This is a genomic window from Schaalia sp. ZJ405, assembly GCF_011038885.2.
Taxonomy (GTDB): Bacteria; Actinomycetota; Actinomycetes; order Actinomycetales; family Actinomycetaceae; genus Pauljensenia.
Map to the genome: position 1 here is coordinate 1,276,102 of NZ_CP064952.1, position 19,298 is coordinate 1,295,399.

The window sequence follows — 19,298 nt, forward strand, 5'->3', positions numbered from 1 at the left end:
AACTGTCACGCAGCCGCTACGTTAACGAAGATCACGTCTGGTCACACAAGCAACGCCGATTCGACACGAATGCCGGGCAGCTGCAAGCGACCATTGAACTCCTCAAGTTCCAACAGAACGGTCAGACCAGCGACCTCTGCCCCGCAGTGGCGCAGAAGCTCAACGGCGGCCGAGGCTGTACCTCCCGTTGCGAGAACATCGTCGAGAATGAGGACGCGCTGTCCCTTGGCCACGAGCGAGGGCTGGATCTCAATACGAGCTGTGCCATATTCCAGCGCGTAATCGACTCCGTAGACTTCGCCGGGAAGTTTCCCTGCCTTGCGGACCGTGATCATCCCAACGCCGAGTTCCGCGGCAACGGGAGCGCCGAGGATGAACCCCCGGGATTCAAGACCGGCGACCGCATCAACCTGTCCTTCGTAGCGCTCAGCAAGAAGCCCCACGAGCTTTGCGAAAACCGGCCCGTTCGCCACCAGGGGCGAAATATCCCGAAAGAGCACACCGGGTTCAGGGAAATCCGGAGTGAGACCAATATGTTTATCGAGGAGATCCGCAATCTCCTGACCCAATTCACCGCTCATTGGCTCTTCTTTTTCCTACTCGGCTGGTGAGCATTCGACAGTCTCTTCCCTGGGCGAACCGGTGCGACCCGTACAGGTGTTGATTCCGCCTCGGCCTCGTCTCCCTTGCTCTGGACACCGCGAGAGGAGGCAACAATCACGTTGTGTTCCTTCACGCGTTTCTTCCGTGCCTCAAACATCACGAGGAGCGGAGAGGCAATGAAGATCGACGAGTACGTGCCCGCAACCATGCCGACGAAGAGAGCGAGCGAAATATCCGTCAACGTCCCTGTTCCCAGCAGGAGCCAGGCGATGACAAGAATCGCCGCGACGGGAAGAATTGCCACCACAGAGGTGTTAATCGAACGCACCATCGTCTGATTGACCGCAAGGTTGACGTACTCGGCGAAGGTGTAGCGTTTCTGCTCGGTCAGATCGCTCGTGAGTTCACGCACCTTGTCGAAGACAACAACGGTGTCATAGAGCGAATATCCAAGAATCGTCAGGAACCCGATGATCGTCGCGGGTGAAACCTCGACCTGGGTGATGACGAAGACAGCCAAGGTCACCGCCATGTCGTGAACCAACGCAAGCAGAGCCGAAGCCGCCATCGTCCACGAACGGAAATACACCGTCATCAGCAAGGCAACAAGCGCAAGGAAGATCACCAGCGACTGCACGGCCTTCTGCGTGACGCTCGACCCCCACGACGGGCCAATTGACGATGACTGAACATCGGTGTCGTCAACGGAGTATGCCTCCGCCAAGGCCTGACGCACGGTCGCCGTGTCCTTTGAGTTCAGCGACGCGGTCTGGACGCGAATGCCATCTGAACCGACCTTCGTCACCTTGACATCGGAAGCAAGTCCGGTTGAAGCCACAGCCGTCGAGGCAACACTTTCGGTCTGCTCAGCAACATGAGCGACATCAAACTGGGAACCACCCGTGAATTCGATAGACCGATTCAGCCCGAAAACCGCGAGCAACACGAGCGAGACAGCAACAAGCGCTGCCGCAACGCCGACGAAGAGTTTTCGTCGGGGCACGATCTTGTAGGACTTATCCCCTGCGTAGAGGGCGTTACCCCACTGAGCAAAGCTCATCATTGTTCGTCACCCTCCTTTTCGGTGCGCGCGGTGTCCACATCTGCATCACCCTCACCAGAATCGGCGGTGTCCGATGCCTTCTGTCGCTCGGCCTCAAGTCGTTCAAGACGACGCTTCTCAGCAATTGACAGCGTCTGGCCGGCCTCGTCCTCGTTGCCTGAATCCGCAGCAGAACGCGTAGAAGAACCCGTGGAACCGCGACGAACAACTCGGCCTCGACCCGCGTACACCAGCGCCGACTTAGCTCCCAGGTGCTCAGGATCAAGCCCGGAGAATCGATGCCCCTGGCCGAAGAACTTCGTGCGAACAAGAAGCTCCATCATCGGGTGCGTGAAGAGGAAGATCACCGCGAGGTCAACAATCGTCGTCACGCCGAGCGTGAAAGCGAAGCCCTGAACGCCACCCACGGCGAGGAGGTAGAGAACAACCGCTGCAACAAGGTTGACACCGTCGGACACCGTGATCGTTCTCTTGGCACGATCCCAGCCTTCCTCAACGGCCGCAGCCAGTGGTCGACCATCGCGCACCTCGTCACGAATACGCTCGAAGTAGACGATGAACGAGTCCGTTGTCACGCCAATCGCAACGATCAAACCGGCAACACCTGCCAAGGACAAGCGATACCCCATCGTCCACGAAAGGATCGCAATCGTCAGATAGGTCATCACCGTGGCAACAACCAGAGAACCAGCAGCGACAATCGACAGCCCGCGATACTGCCACACCAAGTAGAGCACAACGAGGAGGAGGCCAACGAGCCCCGACCACAGACCCTTTTGGAGATGGTCGGAGCCAAGAGTCGCTGAAATCCGCTGCTCGGACTCAACCTCGAAGTTCAGTGGGAGCGAACCAAAGTTCAGCTGATTCGCCAGCGCAGTTGCACTCTTCGCCGTGAAGTTACCGCTGATCTGCGCCTGACCCGTCGAAATAATCGCATTCATGCGCGGCGCAGTGATGATCTTCCCATCAAGAACCACGGCAAATTGGTTCCGATCAGGATATCCGAAGAATGAACGCCCCTCTTTGTCTTCTTTCTGGAACGAATAGAGAATTTTCGACGACTCAGCGAATGCCTTGGTTCCCGCCTCGTTGAACTGGAGATCCACACCCCACTCACCGGTTGTCTGGCCTGTGGAGTTATGGACCTGACCGGCATTAGCCGAGGACAGATCCGACCCGGGCACAGTGACAGGGCCGAGGATGTACTTGAGGGTGCCCGAATCGTTGCACGCAGCGAAAGGCTTATCCGCCGGCCCCTCAGGGTGGGCTTTCTTCGACTGCTCCTGGCAGTTGAGCGTGTAGAAGTCATAGAGCACCTGCTCGGTGATCCACGCAAGAGACGAGGCGTTTTCCGGCTTCGTCATCGGCTCATCGGAGAGCTTTCCATCACGGTTTTGATCGGCCAGTTCTTTCGCTTTGTCAGCGTCAAGAGCTGTGGACACCGGCTGTGAAGGCTTCGCCTCTTCCTTCGCACCCGACTGCGCCCCTGACTGGGCGTCCCGCGCGGACTGTGCCTGATCTCCACGAGCCGTTGCACCCGACTGAGCTGCCTGTCCCGACTGCGGCCCTTCCTCGGACTTCGGTGCCTGCGACAACGCGGCAGGAGCCACCTGAAGAACGGGACGGAAATTCATCTGGGAGGAGGAGCGAATAAGGTCGAGAGTTTCCTGCGTGGGAGTTCCCGGGATCGACACGACGATATTCGAGCTCCCCATCGCCGCGATCTCCGATTCGGAAACGCCGGAGGCATCGATTCGTTGGCGAATGATATTGATCGCCTCGTTGATGTCGTCCTCGGTGATGGCGCGGGTATCGTTATCGGTCGCCGTCGGGGTCAGAATGAGCTGAGTTCCGCCTTGAAGGTCCAAAGCGAGTGAGGGGACCAGCGACGCACCCTTCGCGATGTGCCCGATGACCAAAGCGGCGCTCGCCGCGAGAATCGTGATCACCAGGACAACCAAAGAGCGCACGGGTCGGCGCTTTTTCGTAGCCACGTTGAGTCTTCCTATTGTCCGGCTATTACCGGATCACTTCGTTTCTTCGTCAGTTGAAGCTGTGTCGGTCTCCGAGGCATCCGAGTCTAAGCCGAGCACGGGAGCGTCCTCTTCAACTTCTTCTTCCGTTTCGTCGATCGTCAGTTGATCAGCGAAAGGAGGCTGTTCTCCTACTTCGCGGATCATGCGGCGATCCCACAGGGTTTCGGTGCCATCGGTGGTCGCCAGGACCATGATGTCGCCATCCATGTCGACGAACTGACCCCAGAATCCGACAGCCGTGTGAACCCATACACCGGGTGCAAGGTTGGCAGCCATTTCCTTCTCGCGCTCTTCCTGCTGTTGGAGAGCCTTCTTCCGGGAACGGTTCATGAACCACATCATGCCGGCGAGGACGACGATCATGATGATCATGAATGCATTATTGCCAAGTGCAGCGGGCACGGGAGCCTCTTTCGTTGACCGACTGGTACAGCGCGCACAATGCACGCCCGCCACATTCTAGTGCCCAAACGATCGTTGAGTCGACGACCATCCATAGACGCGCCCCACATTTTCGCCCTCACCCGCACCCGGTTTCTCCCTTCAGCGCGAAATTGACGAGGACGAGCCCGCACCTTCCCACACCGGCGCAGTCATCGGCGCCTCGACATCTCTGCGTGACTAGGGGCAGAGACATCCCCTCAGCGCAGCAGTTATTTGGGAGTACCCGTGGAAGACATTCCTCAGGAAAAGAGCGTTGCCTCAGCCGGTGGATTCAGACCCAGATGTTCCCAGGCCTTCGACGTGGCGGCACGCCCCCGGTTGGTCCTGACAAGAAAACCCTGGCGAACAAGATACGGTTCGGCAACCGTTTCCACAGTTTCCGCTTCCTCGCCAACCGTCACCGCAAGCGTTGTCAGACCCACCGGTCCCCCGCCGAATCGTCGACAGATCGCATCGAGCACTGCCCTGTCAAGACGGTCAAGGCCAGACTGATCCACCTCAAAGAGCGTCAGAGCCCCCTGAGCAGCCTCAAGCGTGAGGTCCCCGGTTCCACGGACCTGCGCGTAATCAACAACACGCCGCAGAAGCCGATTGGCGATTCGCGGCGTTCCGCGGGACCGAGAGGCAATTTCATGCGCTGCGCGCCCATCGAGAGGAGCCCCGAGGAGATTCGCCGAACGCGTGACAACGGACTCAAGCTCATCGACCTCGTAAAACTCCAGGTGCGCGGTGAAGCCGAAACGATCCCGCAGCGGCGCGGGAAGTAAACCTGAACGCGTCGTGGCACCAACCACCGTGAACGGAGGAAGCGTCAGGGGAATCGACGTGGCACCGGGGCCCTTCCCCACAACAACATCGACACGGAAATCCTCCATCGCCAGATACAGCATTTCCTCGGCTGTGCGTGCGAGACGATGGATTTCGTCGATAAAGAGGATGTCACCTTCTTGCAAGCCAGAGAGGATTGCCGCCAGATCACCCGCATGTTGGATCGCAGGTCCCGAAGTTAATCTCAGCGACGTCCCCATCTCCGCCGCAATGATCATTGCGAGCGTGGTTTTCCCCAGTCCAGGAGGCCCCGCAAGGAGAACATGATCCGGTGGGACTCCCCGTCCTCGGGCAGCGTCGAGGACGAGCTGAAGCTGATCACGCACGACGTGCTGGCCAACAAATTCGCTGAGTCTCTTCGGACGCAGCGCCGCCTCAGCGGCACGTTCCAACTCGCCGGCGTCAGGGGCAACGATCCGCAGTGACTCCACCTGGTCGGTGTCCTGGGCATCATGGATGTTAGCCACGGTGGCCTCCTAGGGCGACGAGCGCCGCTTTGAGAAGGTCCGCAGCCCCTAGTCCCTGGCCGCTGAGCGGTTCGAGCGCCCGGGCCGCAACAGCCTCACTCCATCCCAAGCCAACCAGCGCAGCCTTGACTTCTTGATCAATGGCACTGCTGGGAGACTGCTGACTCGGTATTCCTGGAAGCGCCGCGGGGGTTCCCAGTTTGTCACCGATTTCAAGAGCCATCCGCTGGGCGGATTTCTTGCCGACTCCCGGGATTTTTTGCAGCGCCGCGAGATCCTGGTCGCGCACCGCTCGACGCAGGTCGTCGGGGCTGAGCACAGCAAGGGCTGCAAGCGCAATTTTCGGGCCAATTCCCGACACTGTCAGCAGAGTATCGAAGACGCGGCGCTCGTCGGCGCTACGGAATCCATACAGAGTCAAAGAGTCCTCGCGGACAACGAGCACCGTGTGGATCGTTGTTTCTTCCCCGCGGGGAAGTTCCTGAGCGAATGCCGGCGTGACGTTGACCGTAAATCCGAGGCCGCCAGCCATGATGACGACCTCGCCGAGTCCGATGTCGGCAACGGTTCCGCGAAGCAGTGAGATCAACGATCCTCCTGTGGATTCCCGTGGTGTTCGGCGCTGGGGCCGATACGAACATACGTACGATCTTAGCGCCGATAGCGAGGATCGACCGCACCTGTGCGTCGTTGCGCGGCGGCGGCTTCAGCCCACGCTCTTTGCGCCGGCGTGAGTTGACCACGCGAGGTCAGACGCCCAGACAGCGACACGGAGACTGATGAGTCGTCGGTGTCCCCCAGAAGCCCCGTACCACGCCACGCGTGACAAATCGCGATCGCCAGAGAATCGGCAGCGTCGGCGGGTTTTGGTGCTTTCGCAAGTCCGAGAATCCGCGCGACCATTGCCTGCACCTGTGCTTTGTCGGCGTTGCCGTTACCAGACACCGCCGATTTCACCTCCGATGGGGTGTGCACCGCCATCGGGAGCCCCGCTCGACCCACACAGGTCATCGCCGCTCCCATGACCTGCATCGTGGTCGTTACGGATTGGAGGTTGTCTTGGGCGAAAACTCGCTCAATGGCAACAACTTCCGGACGGTAGCGTGCGATCACCGCGTCGATGGCGTCTGCGATCGTTGTCAGTCGAAAATGCGTCGCCAGGTCTTTATCTGAGCGTGCAACGCCGACGTAGACGAGGGATGCCTTGCGCGACTCGTCAACATCAACAACCCCTAGCCCGCAGCGCGTAATTCCAGGGTCGATCCCCATCACCCGCATCAGGACTGAGCCACCTCAATCCCCCATCGCGTCAGATGACGATTCTGAACGAGGGAGCGCGTTGTGGTCTGGTGTCTGCGATGCTCGAACCATCTCAACAAAGAGTTCATGCATTCGCGTGTCAGAACCAATTTCCGGGTGGAAGGAACAGGCCATCGCCTGCCCGGAACGAACCGCGACGATCGGCCCATCAGCGGCGTTACCGACCCGAGCGAGGACCTCGACGCTTTGGCCCGTTGACTCCACCCAGGGAGCTCGGATGAACACCGCATGGTAGGGGTCCTTGATCCCCGTGATTTCCAGATCTTCCTCGTAGGAGTCAACCTGGCGACCAAAAGCATTGCGTCGAACAACCATGTCGATGGCACCAAAAGAGCGCTGGTCGTCACGGCCATCAAGAACCGAGGAGGCAAGCATGATCATCCCCGCACAGGTGCCCCACACGGGCATACCTGCGTCGATGCGTGAACGCACCGGCTCGAAAAGATCGAAAGCGAGAAGAAGTTTCGACATGGTTGTTGATTCCCCTCCGGGAATCACCAAACCATCAACCGCCTCAAGTTCGCTCCTGCGGCGCACGGGAACGGCGCGGGCGCCGGAAACCTCCAGCGCCCGCACGTGCTCTGCAACATCACCCTGAAGGGCGAGGATGCCGATCGTCACCATCCGCGTTCCGCCAAACGGTGATCAACCGGAATGTCGTCAACATTGATCCCGACCATTGCCTCTCCGAGGCCACGCGAGACCTCTGCGATGACGGAGGGATCGTCGTAGAAGGTTGTTGCCTTGACGATGGCTGCTGCTCTCTTCGCCGGATCACCCGACTTGAAAATTCCAGAGCCAACAAACACGCCCTCGGCACCCAGCTGCATCATCATCGCAGCGTCGGCCGGCGTTGCGATTCCACCTGCGGTGAAGAGAACAACGGGGAGGCGTCCTTCGCGAGCAACTTCCGCAACGAGTTCGTAGGGAGCCTGGAGTTCCTTTGCAGCAACGTAGAGTTCGTCTTCGGGCAGCGAGGTGAGGTGGCGAATTTCGTCACGAATTTTACGCATGTGCGTGGTCGCGTTCGACACGTCACCCGTGCCTGCCTCACCCTTGGAGCGGATCATCGCCGCGCCCTCGTTAATGCGACGCAGCGCCTCACCGAGGTTCGTTGCCCCGCACACGAAAGGAACGGTGAACTGCCACTTGTCGATGTGGTGCTCGTAGTCCGCTGGCGTGAGAACCTCGGACTCGTCAATGTAGTCGACCCCCAGGGACTGCAAGACCTGGGCTTCAACAAAATGCCCGATCCGAGCTTTCGCCATTACGGGGATTGATACGGCGTTGATGATGCCGTCGATGAGATCGGGGTCGGACATGCGTGCGACACCGCCCTGAGCGCGGATATCCGCCGGAACGCGCTCAAGCGCCATGACCGCGACAGCTCCCGCGTCTTCAGCAATTTTCGCCTGCTCCGGCGTGACGACATCCATGATGACGCCGCCCTTGAGCATCTGCGCCATGCCGCGCTTAACCTGCGGGGTTCCAACCTCGCGAGTGGACGTTGAGTCCGTCATGGTCACTCCTCTTCCTCAAGCTGGGCACGAACCTCGTCACCAAGCGACATGTTCGTGTAGATATTTTGCACGTCGTCTGATTCCTCAAGGGCATCGATGAGTTTGCGCACCTTCAGTGCACCCTCAAGGTCAAGCTCAACTTCGGTCGAGGCAACGAATTGGACCTCGGCGGAGTCGTAGTCGATACCGGCTTCCTGCAAAGCGGTGCGCACAGCAACAACATCTGCGGGTTCAGACTCAATGACGAATCCCTCACCCGTGTCTGTCACTTCCTCAGCTCCGGCATCGAGGACGGCCTCCATGATCGAGTCTTCGTCTACACCGTCGGCTGCTGAGACTTCGATGACACCGCGACGCGAGAAAAGGTAGGACACCGATCCCGGGTCAGCCAGTGAGCCTCCGGAACGGGTAAAGCCCAAGCGAACGTCAGAGGCTGCGCGATTGCGGTTATCTGTCAAACATTCAACGAGGAAGGCAACGCCGTTGGGGCCGTAGCCTTCGTACATGATCGTCTCATAGGACGCTCCACCTGCTTCAGCACCGGAGCCTCGCTTGACCGCACGATCGATGTTGTCCGCAGGAACCGAGTTCTTCTTTGCCTTCTGGATCGCGTCGTACAGGGTCGGGTTACCAGCGGGGTCTCCACCGCCGGTACGCGCCGCAACCTCAATGTTCTTGATGAGGCGCGCAAAGAGTTTGCCGCGTTTGGCGTCGATAGCAGCTTTCTTGTGCTTCGTGGTCGCCCACTTAGAGTGTCCCGACATCAGTTCTCCCTTAGGGGGTTGATTGCATTCCACGCCAGTTTAGCGCCGACAGACCAAATCCCCGATGTTACGGATGCCCAGTGGGACACAGTGACAGAAAATGTGTGCGTTGCCACGTGTTGCGACATTTACGGGTCAACGTGGAAGACTTCGAGGTCGCAGGGCCGATCTCCCAGGTCAGCCCACTCTCCCTCGAAAGTCAGGCACAGCGCCGTCGCCGTTGCCACACCCCAGGTGAGGTGGGAACGCTGGGCCGGGGCAACCAGTCCAACTCCGGCAAGTCCGATCGTTGGTTCATGCCCCACGATCATTGTGCTCTGGCCCGAGAACTCCCGAGCGCACGTGAGAACATAGGGAACATCCGCTAAGTACAAACCGCTATCGGATCGCGAATGACCAACGGTGAGGTGAGACGCCATCTCATCGAATGTCTCTTGGGCACGCCGAGCAGATGAATAAACTGCCTCGTCAATACGCGGAAAAACTTTCCCAAGCTCAGCTCCCAGGCGATTGGCCTGAACCCGACCCCGAGAACTTAAGGGACGCTCACGGTCAACAGCACCGTGAGCGGCCTGAGCGTGTCGGACGAGGATGAGGCGGCGCATCGTCGTAGTCATAGTGCGAGGGTACAGTGTCACCGGAAAGAAGGTCGAGATGTCTTTAGCTCACGGGCCCGACGAGGGCGTCTGTGCCTCTCGCGGATGCGAGAATCCAGCAACGATCGTCATCGCGTGGCACAACCCCGCAAATCCGCGCAAAAGAACGAAGGAATGGTTTTCGTGCGACGACCACGAAGAGTCCTTCATGAATTACCTGACCTATCGGGCTTTCCCCTACGAGATTCGGCCCTATACGACACCGAAACCCTTGAGTTAGACTCTGGGTAACCCTTCTATTGATCACGACTGACCAAGGTTGTTCTATGCACCATTGTGACCACACAGGCAGTACCCGTTTGAGATCCGCCATACGCTGCGTCAGCGCAGCGGTTTTCGCGGCCATCATTGCCTGCACGGGTGCATATATTCCGGCCTCCGCCTCCCCGGCACACACATCCGGCACTGATCTCGCAGCCGCAAGCTCGTCCTCGTTCATTTCCGCGACACCCAGGGCAACTGCACAGGGACTGACCGTGTCACCGGCGACGCAGATCGGCCAGGGATGGAAACCCCAGACTACGTTCTCTCTGGGTGATTTCAACGGGGATGGCCGCCCCGACCTGGGTCTCATCGTGCCCAACGGACAGCTGCGGATGTACGCCCGAACATCAACAACGCGATTCGCGACGCCGCGGACAATCGGCCAGGGATGGTCACCGTACACGGTCCTGGGCACCTCCGATTGGAACTCCGACTCAGCTCCCGACATCATCGCCTTCGACTCCGCTGGCCGGCTCTTTGCCTACCTGGGCAACGGACGCGGAGCTTTTCAAGGACGCGTCCAGATCGGCCAGGGATGGAAAGGGTTCTCCTCTGTCACCCTTGTATCAGCCAGCGTCGGACAGCGCACACGCATCCTCGCGACCACGTCAGCAGGGGTGACGCGGCAGTATGTCTCCAACGGTAAGGGAAGCTGGCTGGATCCAGTCACTGTGAAACCACCCGTGTCGACGGCCAATGCGATCTCCTGGCCGGGGAATGCGAAAGGCTCCACGCTGTCTGTCCTGGCTGCCACGGGAAGCAAGCTCTCAGCCCTGATGGTCAATGACCGGCAGTGGAGCGTGGACTCCACAGCGACACTTCCGCTGAGCAACGCCCGGCTCGTTGATGTTCAAGGCACCTCCGCTGGGGCAACCCTCACCGTGGTGACCTCGGCGGGTACCCTCCACGCTGTCACCGTGTCTCTTCGCGCAGAAAAGCCAGCTCCAACGCCTCCTCCAGTTCCCGAGGCACCGGCTGGCCCCCGCACGGCCACCCCCGTTGCTTCGACCGTTGCCTCCGTTTCTTCGGCGCAGCGCGGAGTTGGATGGCCCGCCTCCGGTGCCGTTCACATGGGTGACTTCAACCGCGATGGCTTCGACGACCTCGGACTCATCATGTCCAACGGAGAGTTCTACGCCTACTACGGCACTGCCACTGGTGGATTCAGCGGAAGAACACTCATCGGGGTTGGATGGTCCGGACTGTCATTCGTTCAAGGCGGAGTTGACGTTACCGGCGATGGAACACCGGATGTTATTGCCTGTACCCCCAACGGGGAACTCGTGGTGTACACGGGCAGGGGTGATGGACGTTTCGGCGCTCGCATCCAGATCGGACACGGATGGACACAGGCTCAGTCCATTCTGCTCCTGCGTAACGGCCCCAATGGAAAACCCGCCGTGCTCTTCACACGAACCAATGGAAGAACTTTCCTCTACCAGATGAACGGACGCAGTGGGTTCACTGGCACAGTGGAACTCTCATCCTCAGATTCTCGGATCGGTACTGCACTGCGCAGCGACGACTGGAATAAAGATGGCCGATCCGACCTGCTGCTGCGCGGATCAGACGGCAGCCTAAACGTCTTATTCCAATCTCCGTCCGGTGAGTTCGACACCCTGGCACGCATTGGGCAGGGATGGAACGGAATGCGCTCCATCATCTCAGCAGATGTCACCGCAACGTCGAACAGAATCTACGCAATCGATGGCAGCGGACGTTTGTACGCCTACGATTTCCGATCCAACGCAACTCCTCGCGGTTTCGTGCCAACACCTCCTGCTCTTGCGGCACCGAACCAGCCAAGCACACCAACGAATCCGGCAGCTCCAAGCACTCCGTCAACTCCGAATGCTCCCTCAACCCAGTACAAGGGACATACATTCGCGGCCGGAAATATCATTTCCGACGCGGAGTTCTTCACGCCGGGAACAATGAGCGTCCAGGAGATCCGCGATTTCCTCGCATCGAAGAATCCGAATTGTCGGCCGGGTGCGGATGGGGCCGCATGCCTCAAGGACTACCGGACCACAACGACGCAGATGGACACCGCCTATTGCGCTCCCTACACCCCGGGAACGAACGAGGACGCAGCGACGATCATTTCTAAGTCAGCAACCGCGTGCTCGATCAATCCGAAGGTTCTCATCGTTCTTCTGCAAAAGGAACAGGGACTGGTCACCGCGTCGGGCCCCTCGCTCAACATGACGCGCTACACGAAGGCCACGGGATTCCGTTGCCCAGACGGCGCCCCCTGCGATCCGACGTACGCGGGGCTTGCCTCCCAGGTGTACTACGCGGCATCACGCTACGTTGAGTACGGTGCCCGTCCCGAGGCATTCCGTTTCAGGGCCGGGGGAACGTATTCGATTGCGTACACAACGAATGCCGCGTGCGGCACAACGCAGGTGACCATCGCGAATCGTGCGACCGCTGCCCTGTACAACTACACTCCCTACGTTCCCAACGCCGCAGCCCTTGCGAACATCACAGGAACAGGAAACTCGTGTTCGTCATACGGGAACCGTAACTTCTGGCGCAACTACATCGACTGGTTCGGGTCGACGGGAGTCTGACACAACGGGTGACCCGGGGTTCCTTCCCCGGGTCATCTCCTATTGCACCACTGAAACGAAAGATGATGTAGTGAAAAGAACCGCGCGGATCATCACGGTTCGTTGATCACCGGATCTAACAAGTTCGCTGGCCGTGGCAAAAGTCGCAATCCTCGCAGGCACATACACGTTGACGATGCGGTGTCCTGCTGCCACGGCAGGAGAGTCTCGCCTCAACCGATGTCACTCATCGATGAGTTCTTTCTCCTACAGGTCGAGGTGCACTGCCCTGCGTTGGGGGGTGAGCTACGAAGCGTCAGTCCCACGCCTCAACGGGCGCGTCATTCCACGTGAGTGCCGTCAGAGAGCCAAGAAGGTCATCGGGATGCGAAAATACCCGGTCAACCGGCCACTGGAGAACAACGGTTTTCGTGTTCTCCATGAAATGACGGATCACCACTTCAGCGCTGATGTTGTGGGCAAGCGAACTCGCAAGCAGACGAAGCAGCGCACCGTGAGCAACAACAACGCCTACGCCTTCACGAGGATCGACCCGGCGGGCGTGCTCCATGACCTCAAGGATCACCGGGTATGCGCGGGCAAGAACTTCGCGTCCTGTCTCTCCCCCTGGCATCCGCACGTCAAGTTCCCCGCGACACCAGCGGGCGATCGGTTCAACGTAGTGTTCTCCCGAGACGATGCCCCTGTTCATTTCGATGTCACCCGAGCGGATTTCACGCACTCCCGGCCGGATCAGCGGAGTCAAGCCGTAGCGTTGCGCGAGAGGAGCAGCGGTCATTTTGGTGCGTGTCAGGCCCGAAAGTGCTATTGCCGAGGGCGGGGCTGCAATCTCACGTTCCCAGCGGTTCGCCAACGCTCGCGCCTGTTCCTGGCCCTTGGGGGTCAGTGGGAGCCCGGGGCGTATGGTGTCGAGGGCGCCTAAACGATTGGCAGGGGTCTGTCCGTGTCGTACAAGAACAAGTGTCATCATCAGGGGTGTTTACTCCGATACATTCTGCGTGGCAGTCCACGCGTTACGCCGTGCCTGGTTCGCTGTGGTTCCAGTTTTACTCCCAAAACACGCGGTCCATGACGGCGCGGGCACGGCGGGCCGCGCGCAGCCATTCGTCTTCGAGATCATTTTCGCGTCCCTGCGAATACCCCATGAGGCGTGCCAGGGGAATGAAGTCTTTTGTTTCGCGCGGAAGCATGTCAATGCGCGGCCCCGACATCCGTCCGGACGCCAAGACATTTCCCGCGCGGATGCGCGAAGCGAGTTCCCACGCGTTCAACAGGTCATTCCCGTCGTCCGTGCTCAACGTCCCGGCATCCACGAGAGCAGAAATGGCATCGACAGTCGACGGCGTCCGCAGCGCCTCATTGTCACCGGCTTCACGCAGTTGAAGTAACTGCACCACCCATTCAACATCTGTCAGGCCACCGGGTCCGAGCTTGACGTGACGGGCGGGTTCGGCGCCTCGTGGGAGACGTTCTGTTTCCATCCGTGCTTTGAGTAGACGGATGTCGGTGAGTTCCTTGTGGGTCAGTGGCTGACCGTAGCGCACAGCATCGACGCATTCGATGAATTCGTTGATCAGGTCATGGGGACCGGCAACGGGCCGCGAGCGCAGGAGGGCCTGGCGTTCCCATGTGGCCGCCCACTTCGCGTAGTAGTCGCCGTAGGATTCCACGGTTCGGGTCATCGGTCCGGATTTGCCTTCGGGCCGTAAATTGAGGTCAAGTTCAATGCTCATGTCATTTGTTGTGGCACCCAGGAGAGATTTCATCGTGTTGATGACGTGGGTGGCCACGGCCGCTGCCTGTGATTGGTCAACCCCGTTGTGTGCCCGATGAACCGCGATGATATCCGCATCGGACGCATATGACGGTTCGCGGCCACCGTATCTGCCCATCGCAACGATGCCGACATCAACAACGCCGATGGCCTCGCATTCACGCATGGCGATTTCAAGGGCGCCTGTCAGCGCAGCATCGGCTCCGTCGCAGATCTGAGGTCGGCGAGCGTGGATCCCATTGATTGAATCGTCGAGGCCGTTGCGCAGCAGTTCTCTCGTGCGTACGGCGCGAACACGGGCCGCTGCGTCGTGTGGGTCCGGATGTCTCGAAATGAGCGACGCCACTTCGCTGTGAAGGCGTTGAACTGGAGGGGATTCGAGGAGGGCGTTGTCATCAAGCCACGCGATCGCCTCGGGTCGGCGTGAGAGTGCCTCGGCCACCCACCGGGAATTGGGGAGAACCTGGCACAGACGTTGGGCGGCAACACCTGAGTCGCGTAGCAATGCGAGGTACCAGTGTGAATCCCCGATTTGTTCGGACACTGCGCGGAAATTCAACAGTCCCAGATCCGGGTCGGCTCCGTGAGCGAGCCATGAAATAAACACGGGGAGCAGGTGGCGTTGAATCATTGCGCGCCGAGATGTTCCCGTGGTCAGGGCTCGGATGTGGGTCAGGGCTCCGGCTGGATCAACGTATCCGATGACTTTGAGGCGATCCTGCGCGGCATCCTGGTCCAGTGATGCTTCATCTGCGCTCAGTTGTGATGTCGCCATGACGATTGGACGGTAGAACATATCTTCGTGCAGGCTACGCACCCGTGTGCGCACGCGGTCTAATTCCGCGTGGAGTGCATCAGCGTCGAAGAATTTCTCTGGGTCGATTGCTCGGCCCATGACGTGCAGGTCGTGGGGGTTTGTGGGGATGAGGTGTGTGCGGCGCATACGCGGCAGTTGAGCGCGATGTTCAGCGAGCCTAAGGAAGCGATAGCAGTGAGCAAGTTCTGCCGCGTCATGCCGGGCGATATAGCCGCCGTTGGCGAGGGCTCCGATTGCTTCCAGTGTTGAGCGTACGCGTAGGGATTCATCCGTTCGTCCGTGGACGAGTTGGAGGAGCTGCACGGTGAATTCGACGTCGCGTAGTCCGCCTCTGCCGAGTTTGATCTCTCTGTCGATGTCTTGACGGGGAATATGATCTTCCACGCGCCGACGCATGAGGCGCGCGGATTCAACGAAACCGTCGTGCGAGGCCGCGTCCCAGATGAAGGGTGAGGCTGCTGCCTCGAAACGCTGTCCCAGTGTCGGATCTCCCGCGCAGGCGCGTGCCTTGAGAAGTGCTTGGAATTCCCAGGTTTGCGCCCATTGACGCCAATACGCCTCGTAGGATTCAACGGTGCGGACAAGCACTCCGTGTCGCCCTTCCGGGCGGAGATTGGCGTCCAATGTCCACAGCGGTGGTTCCGCTCCGGGCCCCGAACATGCCCCCGCCAAATGGGCGGCGAGGCGGGTGCCGAGTTCCACCGATTCACGGTCGTCGGACTCAATGACGTAGACGACGTCAACATCTGAGACGTAGTTCAGCTCCTGAGCACCAGTTTTGCCCATCGCGATGACAGCAAAGGGGATCTGGCCGTGAGGATCTACGGATCGCCGGGCAAGCGCCAGGGCAGCCTCAAGTGCAGCATCGGCAAGTTCTGCCATGCGCCGTCCAACCTCGGGCATGTGCTCCAACGGGTCGGTGCTTGTCACGTCATCGGCCACGATGTCCAGGAGAATCTGCCTGTATGCTCGGCGCAGATCATCGGCGTTTGCTTGCGCTGAGGCAACAGGAACCGCTGCCAGGGGGTCAGCTCCAACAGCGTGAAGCAGAAGAGTCCGCGAGGGTCCCGGTTCGACCCAGAGGGCGCGTGCTCTCTGGGAGGGATGCGCAATGAGATAGTCACCCAGGTTCGCCGAGGCTCCGAGGACGCCGAGGAGTCGTTCAAGTTTGCGATGATCGGCGCGTCCAAAAGACCCGAGAATTTCCGGGTGAGCTTCGTGCAAGCGTGATGCCTGGAGGATCGCCAGATCTGGATCAGCGCAGGTCCGAAGAATTGCCAGCCACTCGTCCTCGTCTCCTGGGATTTCCTCAAGGAATTCGGCTCCACGCTGGGAATCACCCACTCCGATGGACCGCAGCGCGTGTGCTTGAGTGCGCATTAGTTGACCTTGAGGAATTGGCGGAGTTCCTGGGGGGTGATCTGGTGACGGTATTCGCGCCATTCCTTCTCTTTGTTGCGAATGACGTAGTCGAAGACCTCTTCGCCGAGCGCATCGGCAACCAAATCCGACCCGCGCATCTGTGCCACAGCCGACGACAGGGATGCCGGCAGAGACCGGATCCCCAGGACCTGGCGTTCACGGTCCGACAGTTCCCACACGTTGTCCTCGGCTTCGGGCATGAGTTCACGTTCGTTGTCAATCCCATCAAGCCCTGCCGCGATGAGCACCGCTAACCCCAGGTAGGGGTTGACTGCGGGGTCCAACGCCCGATATTCGATGCGCGCAGCACGCCGCTTATCTGGCTTGTAGCGGGGAACGCGCACGAGTGCGGAGCTGTTGTTGTGTCCCCAGCAGACGAACGACGGGGCCTCTCCCCCACCCCACAGGCGCTTATATGAGTTGACGTGCTGGTTCGTTACGGCGCAGATGTCGCACGCGTGCTCAAGCAGACCCGCGATGAAGCGTCGGCCCGTCATTGAGAGTTGGTATTCACCAGAGGGAGCGTAGAAGGCGTTCTCGTCGCCCTCGAAGAGGGAAATATGGGTGTGCATTCCCGAGCCGGGGTGATCTGCAAAAGGCTTGGGCATGAACGTGGCGAAAAGGCCCTCCTGTAGGGCAACTTCCTCGATGACGATCCGCGCCGTCATGATGTTATCCGCGGCTGTCACCGCATCGACGGCACGCAGGTCGATTTCATTTTGACCGGGACCGCCTTCGTGGTGGGAGAACTCAACGGAAATCCCCATGTCTTCCAGCATCCGCACGGCACGTCGGCGGAAGTCGTTGGAGTGTCCGCGTGCCACGTGGTCGAAGTACCCCGCGTTGTCAACGGGCACGATGTTGTCGATACTTACGGGCTGACGGAAGAGGTAGAACTCAATTTCTGGGTGCACCATCACGGTGAATCCCATGTCGCGGGCCTTGTCAACCACGCGTTCGAGCGCGCCGCGTGGGTCGGAGCGTGCGTGCTGCCCATCGGGGGTGAGGACGTCGCAGAACATTCGACCAACGGGGTCTGATTCGTCGCGCCACGGCAAGAGTTGGAAAGTTGACGCATCCGGTTTGAGAAGCATGTCGGACTCGTGAACCCGGGTGAGTCCCTCAATTGACGACCCATCGAAACCGATCCCCTCGGTGAATGCGTCCTCAAGTTCTCCCGGATCAATGACAACGGATTTGAGGACTCCTGCGACGTCCGTAAACCACAGGCGAACGAATCGAATGTTCTTCTGGGCGATCACCGAGAGAACTTTTTCTTGCTGAGAATTCATCGGGGTTCTTCCTCAACCTTTGTGTCAGGATTACGGTGTGCTCGGAGGGACGACGGGGCTGCGCACGTTCAGCTATTGACCTGCCGCCCCGTTCCCAGGTGACGGCGGATTCTTCCCAAAGCCCGAAGCAATTGCGTTAAGTGCGGCGGTGAGTTCGGTGGGCACCACCCATACTTTCGAGGCGTTCCCCTGAGCAATCTGCGGGAGCATCTGAAGGTACTGGTAGCTCAGCAATTCGGGCGTCGGATTTCCCGAGTGGATCGCGCCGAAAACGGTTTCGATGGCTTGGGCGTCACCGGATGCGCGGGTCACTGCGGCCTGGGCCTGTCCTTCGGCGCGAAGAATCGCCGACTGTTTCTCACCTTCTGCTTGAAGAATCTGGGACTGGCGGACACCTTCGGCGGTGAGGATCGCTGCGCGTTTGTCGCGTTCTGCCCGCAGTTGCTGTTCCATCGCCTGTTGGATCGACGGCGGCGGGTCAATTGCTTTGAGTTCAACGCGGTTAACGCGGATTCCCCAGCGTCCGGTTGCTTCATCAAGGACGCCACGTAGTTGAGTATTAATCGAATCTCGGCTGGTCAGCGTTGCTTCAAGGTCGAGGGAGCCGATGACATTACGCAGAGTCGTCACCGTGAGCTGTTCGATTGCTTGGATGAAGTTCGCAATTTCGTAGGTCGCATGCATGGGGTCGGTGACCTGGTAGTAGATCACCGAGTCGATCGACACGACGACGTTATCCGCGGTGATCACCGGCTGAGGGGGGAAGGACGTCACCTGTTCACGCAGATCAACGCGGGCAGCAATACGGTCAATGAAGGGGATGACGATGTGGAAGCCGCCGTACATCACCGAATGGAATTTTCCGAGTCGTTCGATGACGAGGGCGCGAGGCTGAGGAACGATTTGGATCGTGCGCACAAGCGCGAGGACAACAAGGACAAGCAGCAGGATGAAGGCGATCGTTCCCGTGAGTTCAGGCATTGCTTTCATTTCCTTTGTCTAGGGGATCGGCGTTGGGGGTGACCACTGCGGTCGCTCCGTCAATGGATTGAACACGCACGGATGTCCCCGTGGGGATCGTCAGTGGCGAACCGGCGGGGCTACGTGCCGTCCAGACTTCACCGTCGAGCTTGACTTGCCCTCCGGTAGGAGACACGGGATCGAGGACGAGGGCGTCTTTGCCAACAAGTCGCGCCGCGTTTGTTCGGATATTCGGTGTTGATCGGTGAAGATGGGCTTTGATCCACGGCCGTACGACAATGACCAGCACTGCGGAGACTGCGGCGAAGACAAGAACTTGGGGAATCCATCCTCCACCCAGGAGCGACACGAGAGCCCCGCTCAGCGCTCCAACGGCGATCATGAGGAAGACAAGATCAACGGAGACAATCTCGACAATTGCGAAAACAGCTGCCGCGATCAGCCACACTCCCCATGTCATGAGCGCTGCTC

The 19,298-nt window shown here is 59.5% G+C and carries 18 protein-coding genes; 2 read left to right on the forward strand and 16 right to left on the reverse strand.

Annotated features, from left to right (window positions below; all coding sequences use genetic code 11):
* Nucleotides 1–41: 41 nt before the first annotated feature.
* The 11 genes from G7Y41_RS05215 to G7Y41_RS05265 form a co-directional block, all read right to left on the reverse strand.
* Nucleotides 42–581, reverse strand: a complete 540-nt coding sequence (locus G7Y41_RS05215; RefSeq protein ID WP_165315390.1) for an adenine phosphoribosyltransferase — start codon at nt 579–581, stop codon at nt 42–44.
* Entirely contained in the window at nt 578–1,666 is a 1,089-nt protein-coding gene (secF, locus tag G7Y41_RS05220; RefSeq protein WP_165315391.1) for a protein translocase subunit SecF, read from the reverse strand. Before secF ends, G7Y41_RS05215 begins: the two co-directional genes overlap by 4 nt.
* On the reverse strand, nt 1,663–3,660 hold the full coding sequence (gene secD, locus G7Y41_RS05225) for a protein translocase subunit SecD (protein ID WP_165315392.1): 1,998 nt from the start codon (nt 3,658–3,660) through the stop codon (nt 1,663–1,665). The genes secF and secD overlap by 4 nt, the downstream gene beginning before the upstream one ends.
* Nucleotides 3,661–3,693: 33 nt before the next feature.
* A complete protein-coding gene (locus G7Y41_RS05230) occupies nt 3,694–4,074 on the reverse strand; it encodes a preprotein translocase subunit YajC (protein WP_165214876.1) in 381 nt (126 codons plus the stop codon).
* A 311-nt stretch (nt 4,075–4,385) separates the two neighbouring features.
* A complete protein-coding gene (ruvB, locus tag G7Y41_RS05235; protein WP_165217592.1) occupies nt 4,386–5,432 on the reverse strand; it encodes a Holliday junction branch migration DNA helicase RuvB in 1,047 nt (348 codons plus the stop codon).
* Between the two features lies 1 nt (nt 5,433).
* A complete protein-coding gene (gene ruvA / locus G7Y41_RS05240) occupies nt 5,434–6,030 on the reverse strand; it encodes a Holliday junction branch migration protein RuvA (RefSeq protein ID WP_165214879.1) in 597 nt (198 codons plus the stop codon).
* 62 nt (nt 6,031–6,092) lie between these two features.
* Nucleotides 6,093–6,719 (reverse strand): crossover junction endodeoxyribonuclease RuvC, encoded by a 627-nt coding sequence (gene ruvC, locus G7Y41_RS05245; protein ID WP_165315393.1) that lies wholly within the window; start codon nt 6,717–6,719, stop codon nt 6,093–6,095.
* Between the two features lie 15 nt (nt 6,720–6,734).
* Nucleotides 6,735–7,385, reverse strand: a complete 651-nt coding sequence (pdxT, locus tag G7Y41_RS05250) for a pyridoxal 5'-phosphate synthase glutaminase subunit PdxT (RefSeq protein WP_165315394.1) — start codon at nt 7,383–7,385, stop codon at nt 6,735–6,737.
* Nucleotides 7,379–8,281, reverse strand: coding sequence for a pyridoxal 5'-phosphate synthase lyase subunit PdxS (gene pdxS / locus G7Y41_RS05255; protein WP_165214888.1), 903 nt, complete (start codon nt 8,279–8,281; stop codon nt 7,379–7,381). Before pdxS ends, pdxT begins: the two co-directional genes overlap by 7 nt.
* A gap of 2 nt (nt 8,282–8,283) precedes the next feature.
* Nucleotides 8,284–9,045 (reverse strand): YebC/PmpR family DNA-binding transcriptional regulator, encoded by a 762-nt coding sequence (locus tag G7Y41_RS05260; protein ID WP_165214891.1) that lies wholly within the window; start codon nt 9,043–9,045, stop codon nt 8,284–8,286.
* Between the two features lie 128 nt (nt 9,046–9,173).
* Complete coding sequence (locus tag G7Y41_RS05265) at nt 9,174–9,662, reverse strand: SixA phosphatase family protein (protein WP_165315395.1); 489 nt, start codon at nt 9,660–9,662, stop codon at nt 9,174–9,176.
* Nucleotides 9,663–9,699: 37 nt separating this feature from the next.
* Here G7Y41_RS05265 and G7Y41_RS05270 point away from each other — a divergent pair, with 37 nt between their 5' ends.
* Nucleotides 9,700–9,921 (forward strand): hypothetical protein, encoded by a 222-nt coding sequence (locus G7Y41_RS05270; protein WP_165214894.1) that lies wholly within the window; start codon nt 9,700–9,702, stop codon nt 9,919–9,921.
* 79 nt (nt 9,922–10,000) lie between these two features.
* Nucleotides 10,001–12,541 carry an FG-GAP repeat domain-containing protein gene (locus G7Y41_RS05275; protein ID WP_165315396.1) on the forward strand — a complete coding sequence of 847 codons (2,541 nt, stop codon included), beginning with the start codon at nt 10,001–10,003 and terminating at the stop codon, nt 12,539–12,541.
* A 295-nt stretch (nt 12,542–12,836) separates the two neighbouring features.
* On the opposite strand, the gene G7Y41_RS05280 is transcribed toward G7Y41_RS05275, so the two are convergent.
* The 5 genes from G7Y41_RS05280 to G7Y41_RS05300 all read right to left on the reverse strand — a co-directional run bounded on the left by G7Y41_RS05280 (nt 12,837) and on the right by G7Y41_RS05300 (nt 19,287).
* Nucleotides 12,837–13,511, reverse strand: coding sequence for a histidine phosphatase family protein (locus G7Y41_RS05280; protein ID WP_331272599.1), 675 nt, complete (start codon nt 13,509–13,511; stop codon nt 12,837–12,839).
* A gap of 76 nt (nt 13,512–13,587) precedes the next feature.
* Nucleotides 13,588–16,512 (reverse strand): bifunctional [glutamine synthetase] adenylyltransferase/[glutamine synthetase]-adenylyl-L-tyrosine phosphorylase, encoded by a 2,925-nt coding sequence (locus G7Y41_RS05285; RefSeq protein ID WP_165315397.1) that lies wholly within the window; start codon nt 16,510–16,512, stop codon nt 13,588–13,590.
* The gene (locus tag G7Y41_RS05290; RefSeq protein WP_165315398.1) at nt 16,512–17,846 is read right to left on the reverse strand and encodes a glutamine synthetase family protein; all 1,335 of its coding nucleotides are present in this window, start codon (nt 17,844–17,846) and stop codon (nt 16,512–16,514) included. The genes G7Y41_RS05285 and G7Y41_RS05290 overlap by 1 nt, the downstream gene beginning before the upstream one ends.
* Before the next feature lie 72 nt (nt 17,847–17,918).
* Nucleotides 17,919–18,836, reverse strand: coding sequence for an SPFH domain-containing protein (locus tag G7Y41_RS05295; protein ID WP_165315399.1), 918 nt, complete (start codon nt 18,834–18,836; stop codon nt 17,919–17,921).
* Nucleotides 18,820–19,287 carry an NfeD family protein gene (locus G7Y41_RS05300; protein ID WP_165214971.1) on the reverse strand — a complete coding sequence of 156 codons (468 nt, stop codon included), beginning with the start codon at nt 19,285–19,287 and terminating at the stop codon, nt 18,820–18,822. Before G7Y41_RS05300 ends, G7Y41_RS05295 begins: the two co-directional genes overlap by 17 nt.
* Between the last annotated feature and the right edge of the window lie 11 nt (nt 19,288–19,298).

Bases quoted from the DNA above. Each gene is read 5' to 3' on its own strand.
- G7Y41_RS05215 (WP_165315390.1), bottom strand. From the start codon at position 581: ATGAGCGGTGAATTGGGTCAGGAGATTGCGGATCTCCTCGATAAACAT.
- secF (WP_165315391.1), bottom strand. From the start codon at position 1,666: ATGATGAGCTTTGCTCAGTGGGGTAACGCCCTCTACGCAGGGGATAAG.
- G7Y41_RS05230 (WP_165214876.1), bottom strand. From the start codon at position 4,074: ATGATCATCATGATCGTCGTCCTCGCCGGCATGATGTGGTTCATGAAC.
- ruvC (WP_165315393.1), bottom strand. From the start codon at position 6,719: ATGCGGGTGATGGGGATCGACCCTGGAATTACGCGCTGCGGGCTAGGG.
- pdxT (WP_165315394.1), bottom strand. From the start codon at position 7,385: ATGGTGACGATCGGCATCCTCGCCCTTCAGGGTGATGTTGCAGAGCAC.
- pdxS (WP_165214888.1), bottom strand. From the start codon at position 8,281: ATGACGGACTCAACGTCCACTCGCGAGGTTGGAACCCCGCAGGTTAAG.
- G7Y41_RS05260 (WP_165214891.1), bottom strand. From the start codon at position 9,045: ATGTCGGGACACTCTAAGTGGGCGACCACGAAGCACAAGAAAGCTGCT.
- G7Y41_RS05265 (WP_165315395.1), bottom strand. From the start codon at position 9,662: ATGACTACGACGATGCGCCGCCTCATCCTCGTCCGACACGCTCAGGCC.
- G7Y41_RS05270 (WP_165214894.1), top strand. From the start codon at position 9,700: ATGTCTTTAGCTCACGGGCCCGACGAGGGCGTCTGTGCCTCTCGCGGA.
- G7Y41_RS05280 (WP_331272599.1), bottom strand. From the start codon at position 13,511: ATGATGACACTTGTTCTTGTACGACACGGACAGACCCCTGCCAATCGT.
- G7Y41_RS05285 (WP_165315397.1), bottom strand. From the start codon at position 16,512: ATGCGCACTCAAGCACACGCGCTGCGGTCCATCGGAGTGGGTGATTCC.
- G7Y41_RS05290 (WP_165315398.1), bottom strand. From the start codon at position 17,846: ATGAATTCTCAGCAAGAAAAAGTTCTCTCGGTGATCGCCCAGAAGAAC.
- G7Y41_RS05295 (WP_165315399.1), bottom strand. From the start codon at position 18,836: ATGAAAGCAATGCCTGAACTCACGGGAACGATCGCCTTCATCCTGCTG.
- G7Y41_RS05300 (WP_165214971.1), bottom strand. From the start codon at position 19,287: ATGACATGGGGAGTGTGGCTGATCGCGGCAGCTGTTTTCGCAATTGTC.